General features: G+C 42.0%; 16 protein-coding genes. 11 read left to right on the plus strand and 5 right to left on the minus strand.

Translation table 11 applies throughout. The features are described 5' to 3' along the window. Positions 1–281: 281 nt before the first annotated feature. Positions 282–2,297 carry a sigma 54-interacting transcriptional regulator gene (locus ACTWPM_RS05370; protein ID WP_443132039.1) on the minus strand — a complete coding sequence of 672 codons (2,016 nt, stop codon included), beginning with the start codon at positions 2,295–2,297 and terminating at the stop codon, positions 282–284. Between the two features lie 160 nt (positions 2,298–2,457). On the opposite strand from ACTWPM_RS05370, the gene yfcC reads away from it, so the two are divergent. The 3 genes from yfcC to ACTWPM_RS05385 all read left to right on the plus strand — a co-directional run bounded on the left by yfcC (position 2,458) and on the right by ACTWPM_RS05385 (position 5,831). Then, on the plus strand, positions 2,458–3,948 hold the full coding sequence (gene yfcC / locus ACTWPM_RS05375) for a putative basic amino acid antiporter YfcC (RefSeq protein WP_443132040.1): 1,491 nt from the start codon (positions 2,458–2,460) through the stop codon (positions 3,946–3,948). 20 nt (positions 3,949–3,968) lie between these two features. Further along, positions 3,969–5,141 carry a beta-aspartyl-peptidase gene (gene iadA / locus ACTWPM_RS05380; RefSeq protein ID WP_443132207.1) on the plus strand — a complete coding sequence of 391 codons (1,173 nt, stop codon included), beginning with the start codon at positions 3,969–3,971 and terminating at the stop codon, positions 5,139–5,141. 114 nt (positions 5,142–5,255) lie between these two features. After that, entirely contained in the window at positions 5,256–5,831 is a 576-nt protein-coding gene (locus ACTWPM_RS05385; RefSeq protein ID WP_443132041.1) for a M15 family metallopeptidase, read from the plus strand. A gap of 649 nt (positions 5,832–6,480) precedes the next feature. On the opposite strand, the gene ACTWPM_RS05390 is transcribed toward ACTWPM_RS05385, so the two are convergent. The 4 genes from ACTWPM_RS05390 to mreBH form a co-directional block, all read right to left on the minus strand. Further along, positions 6,481–7,401, minus strand: coding sequence for a ketopantoate reductase family protein (locus ACTWPM_RS05390; protein ID WP_443132042.1), 921 nt, complete (start codon positions 7,399–7,401; stop codon positions 6,481–6,483). Positions 7,402–7,500: 99 nt separating this feature from the next. Further along, positions 7,501–7,860: a DUF1428 family protein gene (locus ACTWPM_RS05395; RefSeq protein WP_089754947.1), complete on the minus strand. Its 360-nt coding sequence runs from the start codon at positions 7,858–7,860 to the stop codon at positions 7,501–7,503. A gap of 63 nt (positions 7,861–7,923) precedes the next feature. Beyond that, positions 7,924–8,244, minus strand: a complete 321-nt coding sequence (locus tag ACTWPM_RS05400) for a hypothetical protein (protein WP_443132043.1) — start codon at positions 8,242–8,244, stop codon at positions 7,924–7,926. A gap of 353 nt (positions 8,245–8,597) precedes the next feature. After that, positions 8,598–9,608 carry a rod-share determining protein MreBH gene (mreBH, locus tag ACTWPM_RS05405; RefSeq protein WP_443132044.1) on the minus strand — a complete coding sequence of 337 codons (1,011 nt, stop codon included), beginning with the start codon at positions 9,606–9,608 and terminating at the stop codon, positions 8,598–8,600. Positions 9,609–9,770: 162 nt separating this feature from the next. Between mreBH and ACTWPM_RS05410 the strand changes: the two genes are divergently transcribed. From ACTWPM_RS05410 to ACTWPM_RS05445, 8 genes are all read left to right on the plus strand, one after another. Beyond that, positions 9,771–10,517: a YkgJ family cysteine cluster protein gene (locus tag ACTWPM_RS05410; RefSeq protein WP_443132045.1), complete on the plus strand. Its 747-nt coding sequence runs from the start codon at positions 9,771–9,773 to the stop codon at positions 10,515–10,517. Further along, complete coding sequence (locus ACTWPM_RS05415; protein ID WP_443132046.1) at positions 10,507–11,163, plus strand: MOSC domain-containing protein; 657 nt, start codon at positions 10,507–10,509, stop codon at positions 11,161–11,163. Before ACTWPM_RS05410 ends, ACTWPM_RS05415 begins: the two co-directional genes overlap by 11 nt. A 2-nt stretch (positions 11,164–11,165) precedes the next feature. Beyond that, entirely contained in the window at positions 11,166–11,618 is a 453-nt protein-coding gene (locus tag ACTWPM_RS05420; protein WP_443132047.1) for a nucleoside deaminase, read from the plus strand. A gap of 20 nt (positions 11,619–11,638) precedes the next feature. Further along, positions 11,639–12,010: a DnaJ family domain-containing protein gene (locus tag ACTWPM_RS05425; RefSeq protein WP_443132048.1), complete on the plus strand. Its 372-nt coding sequence runs from the start codon at positions 11,639–11,641 to the stop codon at positions 12,008–12,010. A 129-nt stretch (positions 12,011–12,139) separates the two neighbouring features. Further along, positions 12,140–12,862 (plus strand): ABC transporter ATP-binding protein, encoded by a 723-nt coding sequence (locus ACTWPM_RS05430; RefSeq protein ID WP_443132049.1) that lies wholly within the window; start codon positions 12,140–12,142, stop codon positions 12,860–12,862. Further along, positions 12,859–13,872: an ABC transporter permease gene (locus tag ACTWPM_RS05435; protein ID WP_443132050.1), complete on the plus strand. Its 1,014-nt coding sequence runs from the start codon at positions 12,859–12,861 to the stop codon at positions 13,870–13,872. Before ACTWPM_RS05430 ends, ACTWPM_RS05435 begins: the two co-directional genes overlap by 4 nt. A 36-nt stretch (positions 13,873–13,908) precedes the next feature. Next, the gene (locus tag ACTWPM_RS05440) at positions 13,909–14,565 is read left to right on the plus strand and encodes a TetR/AcrR family transcriptional regulator (protein ID WP_443132051.1); all 657 of its coding nucleotides are present in this window, start codon (positions 13,909–13,911) and stop codon (positions 14,563–14,565) included. Between the two features lie 125 nt (positions 14,566–14,690). After that, positions 14,691–15,356 carry an SOS response-associated peptidase gene (locus tag ACTWPM_RS05445; RefSeq protein WP_443132052.1) on the plus strand — a complete coding sequence of 222 codons (666 nt, stop codon included), beginning with the start codon at positions 14,691–14,693 and terminating at the stop codon, positions 15,354–15,356. The last annotated feature ends 59 nt before the right edge of the window (positions 15,357–15,415 follow it).

A 15,415-nucleotide genomic window follows, 5' to 3' on the forward strand; every position in this document is an offset into this window, starting at 1 on the left:
CTCGAAAACTGACATTTTCCGTTAGATAGCGGTGTACGGCCAAGTGTTTTTCTTGGGAAGTAAGTTTGGACATATGGTGGATCCCTCCTAGGTTTCGTGAGGTGTCCAACATTTGGGGGTCATTACAGGAGTGAAACGAGCGAGGAAGCTCACCATTCCCCCATAGGAAAGCGAGTTATTTACCCCTTCCAACATAGAGTAACGGCCTCGATATATCTCGAAACTGAGTCTTCCAGAAACGGGAGCTTATTTGGAAAAATAGACAGAGAGATTTACTTGAGCTAAGAGTTTGATAAGAAGGCAATGCCTTCGGGAGTGATTTGGGTGCCGGAGCGTCCCCGTTTAATCGTTACATATCCGCGGGCTTTCAAATTCTCCAGTATTCTTCTTATCTGCTGTTCTGTTAAATGCAGAGTGCTGTGGTCAAGGCTTTCATAAATTTTTTTCCGACTGGCATTCGTGAAAGAATCATTTAACTCCTTAACCACAGTTAAAATCTTTTGATTTAACCTTTCATCCATAACACTTTCCGAGTTAGGGCGGGACTGTGCTTTCGGTCTCTGGAAAAACTCTTTACCTGGTAAATCTTCCATAGTAATGATCGGATTCTCGGATACGGTAATTAGATACGAGATGGTATTTTTTAATTCCCGGATGTTTCCGTACCAGTCATAGCGCATCAATTCGTTCATTAAAGAAGGATGAAACTCTTGATCCTGTCTTTGGTTCACTTGTAAAAATTGTCTTACCAGTGCAGGGATATCAGCTTTACGTTCCCTTAAAGGAGGAACATTTAAAAATAGTACTTTCAACCGGTGGTATAAATCCTCTCTAAATTCTCCGTTCTCGATTAAGTCCAGTAAATTTTTATTTGTAGCTGCAATAATCCTCACATTAATCGGGATCGTTTTAGTACCGCCGATTTTCCTTATCTCCATTTCCTGAATGACCCTCAGCAGTCTCGCCTGCAGTTTTAAGCTGATGTCTCCAATTTCATCCAGGAAGATCGTTCCGCCATCCGCCTGTTCGAATAACCCTTTCTTTCCGCCTTTCTTGGCCCCGGTAAATGATCCTTCTTCGTAGCCAAATAATTCACTCTCCAGCAAATCCTCAGGTAAAGCACTGAAATTAACGGCGAGAAAAGGTTCATAGACACGTTCTGAATGGTGGTGAAGGGCATGCGCAAATAATTCCTTTCCAGTGCCGCTTTCTCCTTGAATCAATACGGGCAGCTCTGTACTTGCTAATTGCCTGGCTATTTTTTTCGCTTGCTGGATAGCGGGGCTGGTTCCCAATATATGATCGAAGGAATGTTTAGCAATATATCCTGTCTTCAGCAACTGCTTACGCGCGGCTTTTTCCATGTTAATGGTTTCATCCGTGTTTTTAAAAATGAAGATGACATTCTCGCTTTCTTCCCATTGCACGCGATAGATCATCAGATTATACCCATTGATGGTAAAGTACTTTCCCTCCTCTTGGGGATTCGATAAAAATTGAAGCAGTTTGGTATCTTTGAATAACTGAGGCACTGTTCTTCCAATAGCGTGAGTACTGGATATACCGCTGTATTCTTGAATGAAGGGATTAAAAACTGTTACCTTTCCGTGTCTGTCAATCGCCATCACTCCGTCGTTCACTCCATCTACGACCTGCTGAAGGTGATGATTTAACAACTCAGTCTGGCGATTCATATCAGCAAGCTTTTTACTGAGTTCGATAATCTTACCGGTGTAACGACTGGAGATTGTTCCGCCCAGCAGCTGTTTAAGTTCAAAATGATCCAGTATTTCGATTAAGGTGGTAATATCAATTAATCGAACACCAATATCAATAATCGTCTTTACGGAAGAAGGGGCAAAAGTAATTTCTCCAGGGGTAACGGCCGTTTCAATTTTTTTATCTGATTTTTTGCCGGGATAATATGGAAAGTAGGAAAGGTGATTCATGCCGATTTTTTTCAGAGTATCGATCGTTTCCTCTGCCATTTGCCGCGTATCGTTCACGCAAAGAACAGAAGTTCCTTTCTCAAGTTCAAACAAACGATCTATGTGCTGGTAGTTCATTGTTCTGCGAGCTGTCCTACATGGAGATGAAGTTGAAACAATGGGGGAGGCTTCTTCTTCAACTAAGTAGGAAGAAAAAATAATGAGGCGGTTATTTAATTCCTCCGGTACATACTCATCGACGGCGTAGCTTGTGATCTGAATAAACTCCCCCAATAGATCTTCAAGTTGTTCATGTAAGGCCAATTTAGTTTCAGGTGTGCCTGTGATCAGAGTTAAATGATTATTCATGTAAACCTTCCTTTTGATGATAATTAGTTGTTATTATAACACCCAATTACAACCAAAAGTCGTTTTTTGGATAATTAAATACTTAAATATTCAGAATTTGAGGTTGGCATGATTTTTGCATGTAACCAGGGGAGAGGAAAAAATAAAGGAGGAACTTGTAATGGATAACAAGAAAAAAGGATTCGAAATGCCGCACACATACGTGATTATCTTTTTCGTAGTATTACTGGCGGCGGTCCTTACGTATCTCATTCCTGCGGGGATGTTTGAAACGAAGGAAGTTACTTATGAACATTCGGGTGCAGAGGAGACGCAAACGGTCTTAATCCCTGGAAGCTTCAACGTGGAAGAGGGATCCAGTGAAGGTACCAGCTTATTTGAACCCGGAGGAGGAGCCGGTTTATTAAATTATGTGTTTGAAGGGCTAGTTTCTGGAGATAAGTGGGGGTCTGCGGTAGGAGTCGTTGCTTTTATACTTATTATTGGCGGTGCCTTTGGAATTATTATGAGAACTCGAGCTGTTGAAGAAGGCATCTTATCCGTTATTGACAGGACCAAAGGGAAAGAAGTTCTGATTATTCCAGTTATGTTCTTCTTATTCTCTTTAGGCGGAGCGGTTTTTGGAATGGGAGAGGAAGCTATCGCTTTTGCTATGATTCTTGTTCCGCTTGTCGTCGCCTTAGGATATGATGCGATCACTGGGATCATGATTACGTATGTAGCAACACAAATCGGCTTTGGGACCTCCTGGATGAACCCATTTGGAGTAGCTATTGCTCAAGGTGTATCCGATGTGCCTGTATTATCCGGCACACCATTCCGGTTTGTAATGTGGCTGGTGTTTACAGCGGTTGGAACATTTTATACTTGGAAATACGCGAGCAAAATTAGAAAAGACCCGACGCAATCCTTATCCTACGAGTCTGATCAATACTTCCGTGATGACTTTGATCATCAAGACATGACTGTTAAATTCAGAACAGGACACATGCTTGTATTGCTTACTGTCGCTGCAGGTATTGGCTGGATTATTTGGGGAGTTATTCAGCACGCGTACTATATTCCCGAGATTGCGAGTCAGTTCTTTACGATTGGTCTTGTAGCTGGGATCATCGGGGTAATTTTTAAATTGAATAATATGAAAGTAAATGATATTGCTGAAGGATTTGCTCAAGGAGCGAAAGACCTGCTTCCGGCTGCCCTGGTCGTTGGTATGGCAAAAGGTATTATCATCATTCTAGGTGGAGATGATCCAACCACGGCTTCTGTACTGAACACAATTCTGCACTCGGCTGGTCAGTTGTTTGAGGGAGTACCGGAAGTTATTTCTGCCTGGCTTATGTTCCTTTTCCAATCTATCTTTAACTTCTTTGTCGTATCTGGTTCAGGTCAGGCTGCTCTGACGATGCCTTTAATGGCACCACTTGCAGATATTGCCGGAGTAAGCCGCCAAGTAGCCGTACTTGCCTTCCAATTAGGAGACGGATTAACGAATATTATCGTTCCGACATCTGCCGCCTTAATGGGAACACTTGGTGCTGCTCGGCTGGATTGGGGAAAGTGGTTCACGTTTATTATTAAATTCCAATTACTCATGTTTGGTTTGGCGAGTGCGTTCATTATCACGGCGGTATTGGTTAATTTCACTTAAGGATACAGGAGGTAGTTATGATGATTACATTAATTAAGAATGCAGCCCTATATACTCCTGAGTTTTCAGGTAAAAAAGATGTCCTGATCGCTGATCAGCGAATTGCAGAGGTAAGTGACTCTATCGATATATCAAGCAACACCAATTCTGTCCGGGTAATCGAGGCGGAAGGTAAAGCGTTAACTCCCGGCTTTATAGATGGTCACGTGCACATTACGGGAGGAGGCGGAGAAGGGAGTTTCCGGTCCCGCACTCCTGAATTAAAACTGACCGATGCGACTAAAAATGGAGTTACGACTGTTGTCGGTGTGATTGGCACAGATGGAACCACCCGGACAATGACTAACTTAGTAGCGAAAGCGCGGGCTCTGCAGGAGGAAGGCCTTTCTTGTTACGTTCATACCGGATCCTATCAGGTTCCAGTTAAAACGCTGACAGGTAAAATTGAGGATGACATTATTCTGATGGATATTATTATAGGCGCGGGCGAAATTGCCATCGCTGATCACCGCTCTTCACAGCCCACGGTGGAGGAGTTGGCAAAAATCGCTTCTCAGGCAAGGATTGGTGGCATGCTTTCTGGAAAAAAAGGAGTAGTTAACATTCACTTAGGCGACAGTAAAGATGGCTTGTCTCTTATTGAAGAAGTCGTTGCCACCACAGATATTCCAATAAGTCAATTTTACCCTACCCATATAAACCGGACGAAGCAGTTATTTGAAGATGGCATCGACTATGCACTAAAAGGCGGGTTTGTAGACTTCACCACAAGTACCATTCCTAAGTTTATTGAAGATGGCGAGGTGAAAAGCAGTGAGGCGCTGAAGCGGATGCTCGACCGGGGCGTTCCTGTGGAACAGATGACTTTTACATCGGATGCGCAGGGAAGTCTGCCGGATTTTGATGAAAAAGGAAACCTTGTCGGTATGAAGGTAGGCAAAATCCAATCCCTTTTTGAAGCATTTAAAGAAGCGGTCAAACAGCATGGTGTCCCTTTAGAAGATGCTTTAAAGGTTATTACCTCGAACCCTTCTCGTATTTTAGGGCTTCATAATAAAGGAAGCGTTGAAGCTGGAAAAGATGCTGATCTTGTATTAATGGATTCTGAAGATTTAGAAATTCATACAGTATTCTCTAAAGGACAGGAAATGATAGCGGACGGAGAAGTGCTGGTGTACGGTACGTTTGAATAAATCAAGGAAGAAATACCTCGTGACTTTATAGACTGAGCTCAAAAAAATGCTTAATATTCTTTTCATATGGTATTCTTAAATTACTAGATACTAGATGAAAGGATTGCCAATGAAGTGAAAATCCTATCGAAACTAATAAGTTTTACCGTATTCATAGTGACGCTCGGACTGGTAGTCTATATCCTGATTCCAGAGATTGAAAAACAATGGCCCGGATCTCCCTTTGTAAAAAAAGATGTACCGGTGCCTGAGGAACTTCATCCCAGAGTAGAAGAATATAAAGAGAAGCTGGTAGCTCTAACTGCAGAACAGGGAATAGAAATTGCAATCACGGAAGGACACCGCTCGATTGAAAGTCAAAATGAGCTTTATGCACGAGGACGCTCCGAAGAAGGCCAAGTGGTGACCCATGCCAAAGGAGGCGAATCCTACCACAATTATGGCCTTGCTATCGACTTTGCCCTGAAAACGGATCATGGTGTGGTTTGGGATATGGAAAGAGACGGCAACGGCAATGGACAGTCAGACTGGATGGAAGTCGTGGCGATTGCGAAAGATCTTGGTTTTGAATGGGGGGGGGACTGGTCGAACTTTAAAGATTATCCCCATCTGCAAATGGACTTTGGTTTAACGATCCGAGATTTGAAATATGGGAAAAGACCGAACGTAGCGGAGTATGCAGATAACTAAAAATAGCACTAGTCATTTTCACAGATAAGCTCCCGATACCGAAAGACTCAGTTTCGAGATAATGGTTATGAGGAAGGTCCTCCGGGGGACGATTTCGCTTTCCGCGGGCATGTGCTGAGCCTCCTCGAGCAAGCTCTGCGGGGTCTCACCGATCATGTTCATCCCGCAGGAGTCTCCATCGTCCCCCTCCGGACCTTGCCAAATCAGCAATTCGAAACTACTTATGATGTCTTCTAGATAAGCAAAAAGAGCACGGGAACGTGGCACTTTTTCATGCTATAAATATGTGGAATAGCCTGTCATAGAAGCATTTAATACCAGTTAAGAAGGAAAGCATTCTCTCTTATAAAAGGGTCCGTTATTCTACTTGGGCTGGGTTGGTGGGGAAATGATGAGACTCCCATGGGAGAAGGGACTAGGTGAGATCCCGCAGGGAGTGAAACGAGCGAGGAAGCTCACCGTTCCCCCATAGGAAAGCGAGTTATTTCCCCACCATCCCGCTCCTCATTTCGTAACGGGCCCAATATATCTCGAATTTGAGTCTTCAACTATCCGGCCCTATTGTTTAATAATCTTTATAAAAAAAGTCACAAATAATCTTGCCATAATAAAAGCAGTGTCCCCACTCATTGGAGACACTGCTTTTTATTTACTGCTGATACGTTTCATAGGGTTTGATCATGGCGTGAATGGTTTCTGTATAAGGCATGGACAGCCCGACTTCACTCCCAAGTCTTAATGCTCCGCCATGAAGATGTTCGACCTCAAGCGGCAGGCCTTTTCTTCGATCCTGATGCATGGAAGAAGTCATTTCATGGTCAAGTTTACGCAGGTTTTCAAACGCTTTCTCTGCCTGCTCATCTGTTAAGTTTACTTGGTGAGCATTAGCAAGTTCCTTCATTTCGAACAGAATGCGTTCAGCAATACGGAAGGTCTGAGGATAGGAACGGATCTCCCCGATTGGTTGATTAACAGCCGTCGTAATGCCGGAAAAAGCAGAAATGAACATATACTTTTTCCACATATCTTCTAGGATGTTCGGGCTGGTACTCCCATTAAGATTCGACTGGTTACAAGCAAAAGCAAGCTCTTCACATAGGGATTGCTGGGAAGGGTGCAAAGGTCCAAATACAAGATCGTGAAACTCGCTGGAATGCACAACATGTCCTTGTTCATCAAGGGTGGCAATAATATAGGAAAGACCGCCGATGACGGCTTCTTCGCCCAGTTCTTTCTGCAGAATACTAATGTGCTCCATGCCATTCAGAACTGGAAAGACTTTGGCTCCCTTTTGAACCAGCTGCTTCAGCCAATCGATCGTTCCGTGAAGATGATAGCCTTTGACAGCGAGAAAGACTAAGTCGGCATCCTCTATTTCTTCCGGGCTTCTAGCAATGACTGGTTCGGAAACGGTATAATCTCCCATTTTACTATGTAACTGTAATCCGTGTTTCTCCAGTTGTTCTGCTCTTCCTTCTCTTACAAGGTTAACAACTTCGTGTCCAGCCTCTTGCCAGCGTGCCCCAAAGTATGCCCCTAAAGCACCTGCTCCTAATACAACGATTTTCATTTCCTCCACCTCCAATAAATTGTAATTCTATGATAGCACGTCTGCTTAATGACTACACTTAAAATGGAAAGACATGTAATCACAAAAAACCCCCAATACTTATTGAGGGTTTTTAGTAGTGAAAGAAGATGTGACTACACGCGTCATTTCCACTAAATCTTTAATATACTCATCCAGATAATGGATCATGTCATTTGATTTCACACTTTTCATCACTTCATAATAATGATCTTCACTGTTGAAAACGGATTGCGCCATAAGCAATTCTTCATCTTCTTCGACGTCCATTAAATTGAGTACACCCATAGAGCCTTGTCTGCCTGTAAGCATATTGGAAAAATAGACATGATGGGAAATGGTGCCGTGAGATTCCAGGATATCGCCGCTTTTCCTAGTCATTTTCACGAATTTTTCCACGTTCTTTTTTTTGACTCTAAAAAAACAAAGTACTGTATACATAGACGCATCCTCCTCTATTGTAGAAAGATTGATAAATACATTTTCTGGTGTGATTAGATGCTTCTATTTCTTAGCTAGCTTTGCTCTTTTATCCGTGCCAGAGGAAACTCCAGCATCTATTAAAAGCACGATAGCTGTAGTCGTATGCATAATCCAGCCAATGAATGGGATGACTCCTATGGCACTTGTAACAAGACCAAGGATACTACCGACGAAAAAGCGGTTTTCCCTAATGGATACTACCAGAGTGATTAAGTGAAAAATAAACATGAATAGAAGGGGAGCCCATCCATTCCCTAACACAAAGGCGCCGCCGGCAATAGGAATGGCCAAAAATGCTTCACAGGCTCCTGTTATCCATTTTAATAGTGTTGATGTTTTCATAATGAGATCCTGCTCCTTATCAAAAAATCTGTCCTAATTGGACTTCGTGCAGCAGTATCTTAAGCTGAAGCCTCTAGGTATATTCTATCAAATCAAACGCTTTTGTCCATACAAGTGTTAGTATTGAAGAATTAAACTGCCCTGGACTTACTCGTTAACACACTACATAGAGGGAAATACCTGTTGTTTATACGATAAAGGAGTCTTCACATGAAAGAAGCCTTGCGACCGTGACATCGCAAGGCGCCTTCCTTCTGCTCAAATGTGTAAGCCATCTAATTAAACCCAGCGGGAATGAAATGGGGGAACATCTCATCTTTTAAAAAACACAATATATTTCTTAACAAACCTTCTTAATTAGTGGATGCTTTTTGCAGTTTTTGAATCATCTTCAGAGACTTTCCTGTCCCAATAGCTACTGATTCCAGAGGGCTTGGAGCCATGTGCACAGGTACGGATATTTCATTTGATAGCCATTCCTGCATACCGTTTAATAAAGCACCGCCTCCCGTAAGGATGACTCCATGATCAACAATATCGCCGCTTAGTTCTGGCGGGCAATCCTCAAGTGTAGCTCGAATGGTTTCCAATAACTGTTCCAGGGACTCTTTAATGGCCGATTGTACTTCAGTCGATTTTAACTCGATCGTTTTCGGAAGGCCGGTAACCATGTCGCGCCCACGAACATCCATGGTAACTTCAGGATGGTCAATTAAAGCATAGCCAATTTCCATTTTAATTTCTTCTGCTGTACGTTCACCTATTAACACATTATACGCTTTCCTTACGTAATGGATAATCTCTTCATCCATTACATCTCCACCAGTACGTATGGATTTACAGGATACAACGCCGCCAAACGAAATAATGGCAACTTCGCTTGTCCCTCCCCCGATATCAACTATGACATTCGCAATTGGTTCATCAACTGGCAGATCGGCACCGATGGCAGCGGCAATGGGTTCTTCAATTAAATGGACATTTCTTGCTCCATAACTTTTAACGGCATTATGAATAGCCCGGCGTTCTACAGAAGTAGATCCTGAAGGCGTACAGATAACCACTGTAGGTTTGCGCATGGACATACCTGATTTCTTGGATACCTTTTTCAAGAGCTCTTTTAACATTTGAGCTGTTAGGTCATAGTCAGCGATGACACCATCACGAAGCGGGCGTACAGGTATAATATGTTTAGGTGTTTTACCTACCATTTCCTTAGCTTCTTTACCTACGGCTACTACAGTTTGAGTTTCAGTGTTGTAAGCTACTACCGATGGCTCGTTTAAAAGCATACCTTTAGATTTAGAATAGATAAGTATATTGGCTGTACCAAGATCGATTCCAATTTCAGCATTTGAGAACATTAGGACGTACCTCCACAGGTGTCAAATTCTAGTTTATTTTATAAACTAATAGTAACGCTTTTTTGACAGAAGGTCGATACAAAAATCAATCTTTATAACAATGTAGTTTTATAGGCCTACTTCCATGTATAATATAGGCAACGAAAAAGAAGGAGTTTTATAATGGACCGTTTTTTAAAACATCATGAAATCCTGGAAAAATGTGAACGGCTCAATCAATCCTACGAAATTGACCCAGCTTTTTTTGATAACATCATAGATGAATTACTAGATAGTGAGGCTGAAACCGAGACGGTGATTTTACAAGGTTTTCAAAATCTGCTTAAAGAGGTTGATCATGAAATTAACCGTATGGAATCATTCAGTGGAATGGAAGCAAACTGTTTTAAGGGATGTGCATTCTGCTGCTACTTTCCAATTGTTCTGAGCCGGATGGAAGCGAAAATGATGTTTCGCTCCATCGAGCAATTTTCCGAGCAACGAAAGCATGCGATCTTTGAACACTGGGAACGATATTATAACCAGCAGGCTGAGAAGCTTGATACCGCTCTTGCTATGGATCCCGATGATCCGGCAACAAAACTTGAGTACAAAAAGCTCAACCTTCCGTGTCCAATGCTTGATCCGGAAACCCAGTTGTGTATGGCTTATGAGGTTCGTCCCATTCCTTGTCGTACGTATTTAAATTATAGCGATCCAACTGTCTGTGCGGAGAATCATATGCCTAAAGAACCTTTCAGCTACGAATTTTTGTACACCTATTATTTTGGGGCGATTAATGAATTAATTCAGGCTTTGTATGAAAATGGAGAAGACGTATTTGTTGATTATCCAAGTGATGCATGGAGCTATGATTTTCTTCCCGCATGGGTGAAAAGCTATAGAGAGGGGACATTGAATGAAATATAAACTCTTATCTTTGAATGTAGGACGCCCAGAGGTGTATGAGACAGAGCAGGGAGAGTTGGAAAGTGCCTACCGCAAAACCCCTGTTCAGGAAAGTACTTATTTAACGTTTTATAATTTTGAAGGAGATGAGCAGGCGGATAAGAAAAACCATGGAGGAAGAGATAAAGCCGTTTGTCTTTATCCTGCTCAGCATTATAAGAATTGGGACGAGCACTATGGTCAGTCTTTCTCTTATCCAGCTTTTGGCGAGAACCTAACAGTTGATGGAATTGATGAGCGTGAGGTTCATATTGGAGACAAATTCCAACTGGGGGACGCTCTCCTGGAGATCTCAGAACCTAGAAAGCCCTGTTATATTATTGCTCGTACTCACGGTATTAAAGATTTTCCTGCAAGAGTGATGGAAACGGGTTACACCGGTTTTTACCTGCGAGTATTGGAAGAAGGAAAAGTAACCCCTGGAAACTATATGACACTTGCGGAACGTCATCCGTCAGCGGTTACCGTCCAGGATGTAAATGATGTACGTTATCACGATAAAAATAATCCTGATAAACTTAAGCGTGTGATTGAAGTCGATGCTTTAGCCAGGGGGTTGCGTGATTCCTTGACTCAGCACCTGAATAAAATAAAGGAGGCGAGGTAACTGTGAATGAATGGATGGAAAAAGCATTAAAGCTTGCAGTAACCAACGTAGAAGAAGGCGGTCACCCTTTTGGAGCAGTACTGGTAAAGAATGGCGTATCCGTAGCAGAAGGTGTTAATGAGCTGCATAGGAAGCCGGATATAAGCGCACATGCAGAATTAGTGGCCATCCGAAAAGCTCAGGAAGACCTTCAGACCACAGATTTAAGTGATTGTACTCTTTATGCTAGCGGCGAACCGTGTCCCATGTGTTTAACGGCTGCTTACTTTGCTGGTATTAAAGAGATTCATTATGCGCAGACCGTCGAAGAGGCCTCTCAAGCAGGATTATCTTTATCAGGCAAGGTGTATGAAGAGTTAACAAAAACTAAAGACGCAAGAGAAATAAATTTTGTCCACGATCCTGTTCAGAATTCTGGGCTTGATGCGATGCAGCTGTATTCCAAGAAATTATAGGAATAAAGGGAGGCGAAGCTATGGATTTTGGTCATATTATAGAAGAGAAAATCAAGCAGTCCATGGAACGTGGTGATTTTGAGGACCTTCCGGGCAAGGGGAAGCCTTTACCAAAAGATGATCTTGCTTACGTCCCTGCAGAACTCAGAAATGGATATCGTATCTTAAAAAATGCTCATATGCTTCCAGAAGAAATGCAGCTCAAGAAAGAAATTGTACAGTTGGAAGAGCTGCTCTCGGAAATCAAAGATCCAGACCGTGCGGACCGTTATAAAAGAGAGTTATCCGAGAAGAGAATACGTTTTGATTTAATGATGGAAAAGAGGAAGCTTAACCAGTCAGGAGCCTATCGTCAATATAGCCATAAAATCCATCGGAATTTTGGATTCTGAACACACAGTCGAAGGGCTGTGTTTTTTAATTACACTAAATGAGTGATTACTCACTTTACTTTTTCAGCATAATGGTGTTTAATAAAAGTGAGTAATCACTCACAATTAGTGGGTAGGGAGGCGAAATGTATGGATTTTGTTGTACAAATGAACGGTATTTCCCATCAGTTCGGAAAAACCACCATTCTTCAGGATATAAATCTTTCAATTGAAAAAGGGGAAATATTTGGCTTGTTAGGCCCTTCGGGAGCCGGAAAAACAACGCTGGTAAAAATGATGACAGGAATTCTGGCACCTGGGAAAGGCGAAGTTTTTCTAAATAATGAATTGATGCCTTCGCTTAAACAAATGAAGAAATACGGGTTCATGGCTCAATCGGATGCTTTGTATCAAGAGTTAACAGCTAGAGAAAACTTGGAGTTTTTTGCTTCCTTGTATAAATTATCTAAAACAAAAAGGAAGCAACGTATTCAAGAGGTCATGGATATGGTGGATTTAACAAAACACCTTGACCAGCCGGTCGAAACCTATTCGGGCGGTATGAAAAGGAGGCTCTCTCTTGCAGCTGCGCTTGTGCATGAACCAGAAATTATTATTCTGGATGAACCGACTGTAGGGATTGATCCAGTATTAAGACAGTCAATATGGCAGGAATTATACCGGTTAAAAGAAGGCGGGGTAACTATAATTGTTACCACCCACGTGATGGATGAAGCAGAAAAATGTGATCGTCTGGCGATGCTCCGCGATGGCAAGGTTATTGCTGTAGATTCCCCTGAACAATTAAAAGATAGGATTGGTGCTTCAACCATCGAAGAAGTATTTTTGCATTATGGGGGTGCTGCTCAATGAATACGTGGACGTTAATGAAACGAATACTAAAGCAGTTTCGCCGGGATAAAAGAAGCATGGCCTTAATGATTGCAGCCCCGATCTTTGTGCTCACCCTGATGTGGCTGGTGCTCGATGGAGGTAGTAAGACGCTTAATATGGCAATCGTTGACGTACCTGATCCTTTTCAAGCAACGCTTGAGGAAACGGAACTCCAGTTGACTTCCATGAGTTTAGCTGAAGCGGAGCAGCAAATAGATGAGGGAAAGATTGATGCCTTCCTGCAGTGGAAAGAACAGAAGCCTTTATTAACATTAGAAGGAAGCGATCCTAATACAGCAGGTGCCATACGGACGGAGTTACAGGCAGCAGGACCAAAGAATCCATCGAATGATATTAATGTAAGTTTCTGGCATGGTTCGGAAGATATGGAACTGTTTGATTATATCGGCCCGGTATTGATCGGTTTCTTTGTTTTCTTTTTCGTATTTATAGTTGGTGGTGTATCCTTCCTTAGAGAACGAACGCAAGGCACACTGGAGCGGTTGTTAGCATCGCCAATTAAGCGAAGTGAGGTAGTTTTTGGATATCTAGGAGGTTTTGGATTATTCACGATCTTTCAATCCATACTAATTGCGGTTTTTTCCATTTATGTATTACAGGTATATATGACTGGAGAGCTAATATATGTGTTGCTGATTACTTTTCTATTAGCTCTTACTGCTCTTAGTCTTGGAACGCTGCTTTCTGCCTTTGCCAAAAATGAGTTTCAAATGATTCAGTTTATCCCTCTTGTAATTGTCCCTCAGGTCTTCTTTTCAGGGCTTTTTCCAATTGAAGGTCTGGCCGTCTGGCTTCAGGCGATAGGCCGTATTATGCCGCTCACATACGGTGCAGAGGCATTGAGGGGGATTATGCTGCGTGGCGAGGGGTTAGCAGAATTTCAGTTTTCCATGTATGTACTGATCGGTTTCGTAATTTTGTTTACCCTTCTCAATATATTCGCGTTAAAGCGGCACCGGCGTCTATAATGGTAGTAGAGAGACTGATAAGTGAGGAGGACGCAAGTGAGTGAATTTAAAGAGATCTATCATGCTATAAATGAAGCCCAGGATGGAAAGGGTTTAACCCCAAAACAGGAACAAATTCTGAAAGCGGCCGTAGAAATCTTTGCCGAAAAAGGATATGCATCTTCCTCTACCAGCGAAATAGCAGCAAGAGCCGGAGTAGCTGAAGGAACGATCTTTCGACACTATAAAACAAAGAAGGATTTACTATTTTCTATCGTGACCCCTTTTATGACCCAATTTACTGTTCCTTTTTTAGCAAGTCACTTTACAAAAGAAGTGTTTGATGAACCACCTGAAGATTTTGAACCATTCCTTAAGAAAATTATTAAGAATCGGTTTGAGTTTGCAAAAGAAAATTCGCCCTTATTAAAAATTGTTTTACAGGAAATTGCTTTTCAGCCTGAACTTCAGTCTCGTTACGAGTCTGTATTTCTTGAAGAAGTTTTTCCTAAATTTGAACACTCCTTAAATCAATTGAAAGAGCGGGGGAGTGTGATTGATTTCCCTAATCGTTCGATTATCCGGATGATTATTTCGACGGTGGTGGGCTTTCTGGTCACCCGATTTTTACTTGCTCCGGAAAGTGACTGGGAAGATGAAGAAGAGTTAGATCGAACGATTCATTTTATTATGTATGGATTAGCAGGGAAATAACTTTTCCGCGAAAGGTTCAGCTACATATTCGGCTGGACCTTTTAATAATTAATGCGGCTGGTATGCCGGTTAAACAGGAATCTCGAGTGGGTATAATAATAAAAAATGTGTAGGAGGAGTTAGGAATGTGCGGAAGGTATACCTTGTTTTCCGAAGAAGCTCAAATAGTAGAAGAGTTTGGAATTAATCATTCAATTGAGGACTATCAACCACGATACAATATTGCGCCAGGTCAAAAGGTTCTCGCTATTATTCATAATGGTAAAGAAAAGAAAGCAGGCTTTATGTACTGGGGACTGGTGCCTTCCTGGGCGAAAGATCCTAAGATCGGTTATAAAATGATTAACGCTCGAAGTGAAACAGCTCATGAAAAGCCTAGTTTTAAGCATCTAATGTCCAAAAAAAGATGCCTGATTGTTGCGGACAGTTTTTATGAATGGAAAAAAACTGAAAATGGGAAACAGCCGCTACGCATTTATCCGGAAAACCGTAAATTGTTTGCTTTTGCGGGGCTTTGGGATCAATGGAAAACGGAAGAGGAAGAACGCTTTACATGTACCATCTTAACTCAGGAAGCGGACCGTTTTATGGCGGATATTCACCACAGAATGCCTGTAATTCTACCAAAACAAGAACAGGAAAAATGGATTGAACCCCTTAAATGGAAGCCAGAAGAAGCGCATGATTTTGTGCAGGATTTGGGCGGTGAAAGTCTGGAAGCTTACGAGGTAAGTGATTACGTGAACGCTGCTCAGCGTGAAGGGGAAGAATGTATTAAACCTTTAATCTAACTAACTGGTTATATTGTCTTCTTTTAATCCATTCGTTCAGATATACTTTGATCATAAGC

Origin of the sequence: Halobacillus sp. K22 (genome assembly GCF_052246795.1) — a bacterium.
GTDB lineage: Bacteria > Bacillota > Bacilli > Bacillales > Halobacillaceae > Halobacillus.

Coding starts and splice junctions, on each gene's coding strand:
- ACTWPM_RS05395 (WP_089754947.1), bottom strand. CDS start 7,860: ATGTATACAGTACTTTGTTTTTTTAGAGTCAAAAAAAAGAACGTGGAA.
- ACTWPM_RS05445 (WP_443132052.1), top strand. CDS start 14,691: ATGTGCGGAAGGTATACCTTGTTTTCCGAAGAAGCTCAAATAGTAGAA.
- yfcC (WP_443132040.1), top strand. CDS start 2,458: ATGGATAACAAGAAAAAAGGATTCGAAATGCCGCACACATACGTGATT.
- ACTWPM_RS05430 (WP_443132049.1), top strand. CDS start 12,140: ATGGATTTTGTTGTACAAATGAACGGTATTTCCCATCAGTTCGGAAAA.
- ACTWPM_RS05390 (WP_443132042.1), bottom strand. CDS start 7,401: ATGAAAATCGTTGTATTAGGAGCAGGTGCTTTAGGGGCATACTTTGGG.
- mreBH (WP_443132044.1), bottom strand. CDS start 9,608: ATGTTCTCAAATGCTGAAATTGGAATCGATCTTGGTACAGCCAATATA.
- ACTWPM_RS05425 (WP_443132048.1), top strand. CDS start 11,639: ATGGATTTTGGTCATATTATAGAAGAGAAAATCAAGCAGTCCATGGAA.
- ACTWPM_RS05370 (WP_443132039.1), bottom strand. CDS start 2,297: ATGAATAATCATTTAACTCTGATCACAGGCACACCTGAAACTAAATTG.
- ACTWPM_RS05435 (WP_443132050.1), top strand. CDS start 12,859: ATGAATACGTGGACGTTAATGAAACGAATACTAAAGCAGTTTCGCCGG.
- ACTWPM_RS05415 (WP_443132046.1), top strand. CDS start 10,507: ATGAAATATAAACTCTTATCTTTGAATGTAGGACGCCCAGAGGTGTAT.
- ACTWPM_RS05410 (WP_443132045.1), top strand. CDS start 9,771: ATGGACCGTTTTTTAAAACATCATGAAATCCTGGAAAAATGTGAACGG.
- iadA (WP_443132207.1), top strand. CDS start 3,969: ATGATTACATTAATTAAGAATGCAGCCCTATATACTCCTGAGTTTTCA.
- ACTWPM_RS05400 (WP_443132043.1), bottom strand. CDS start 8,244: ATGAAAACATCAACACTATTAAAATGGATAACAGGAGCCTGTGAAGCA.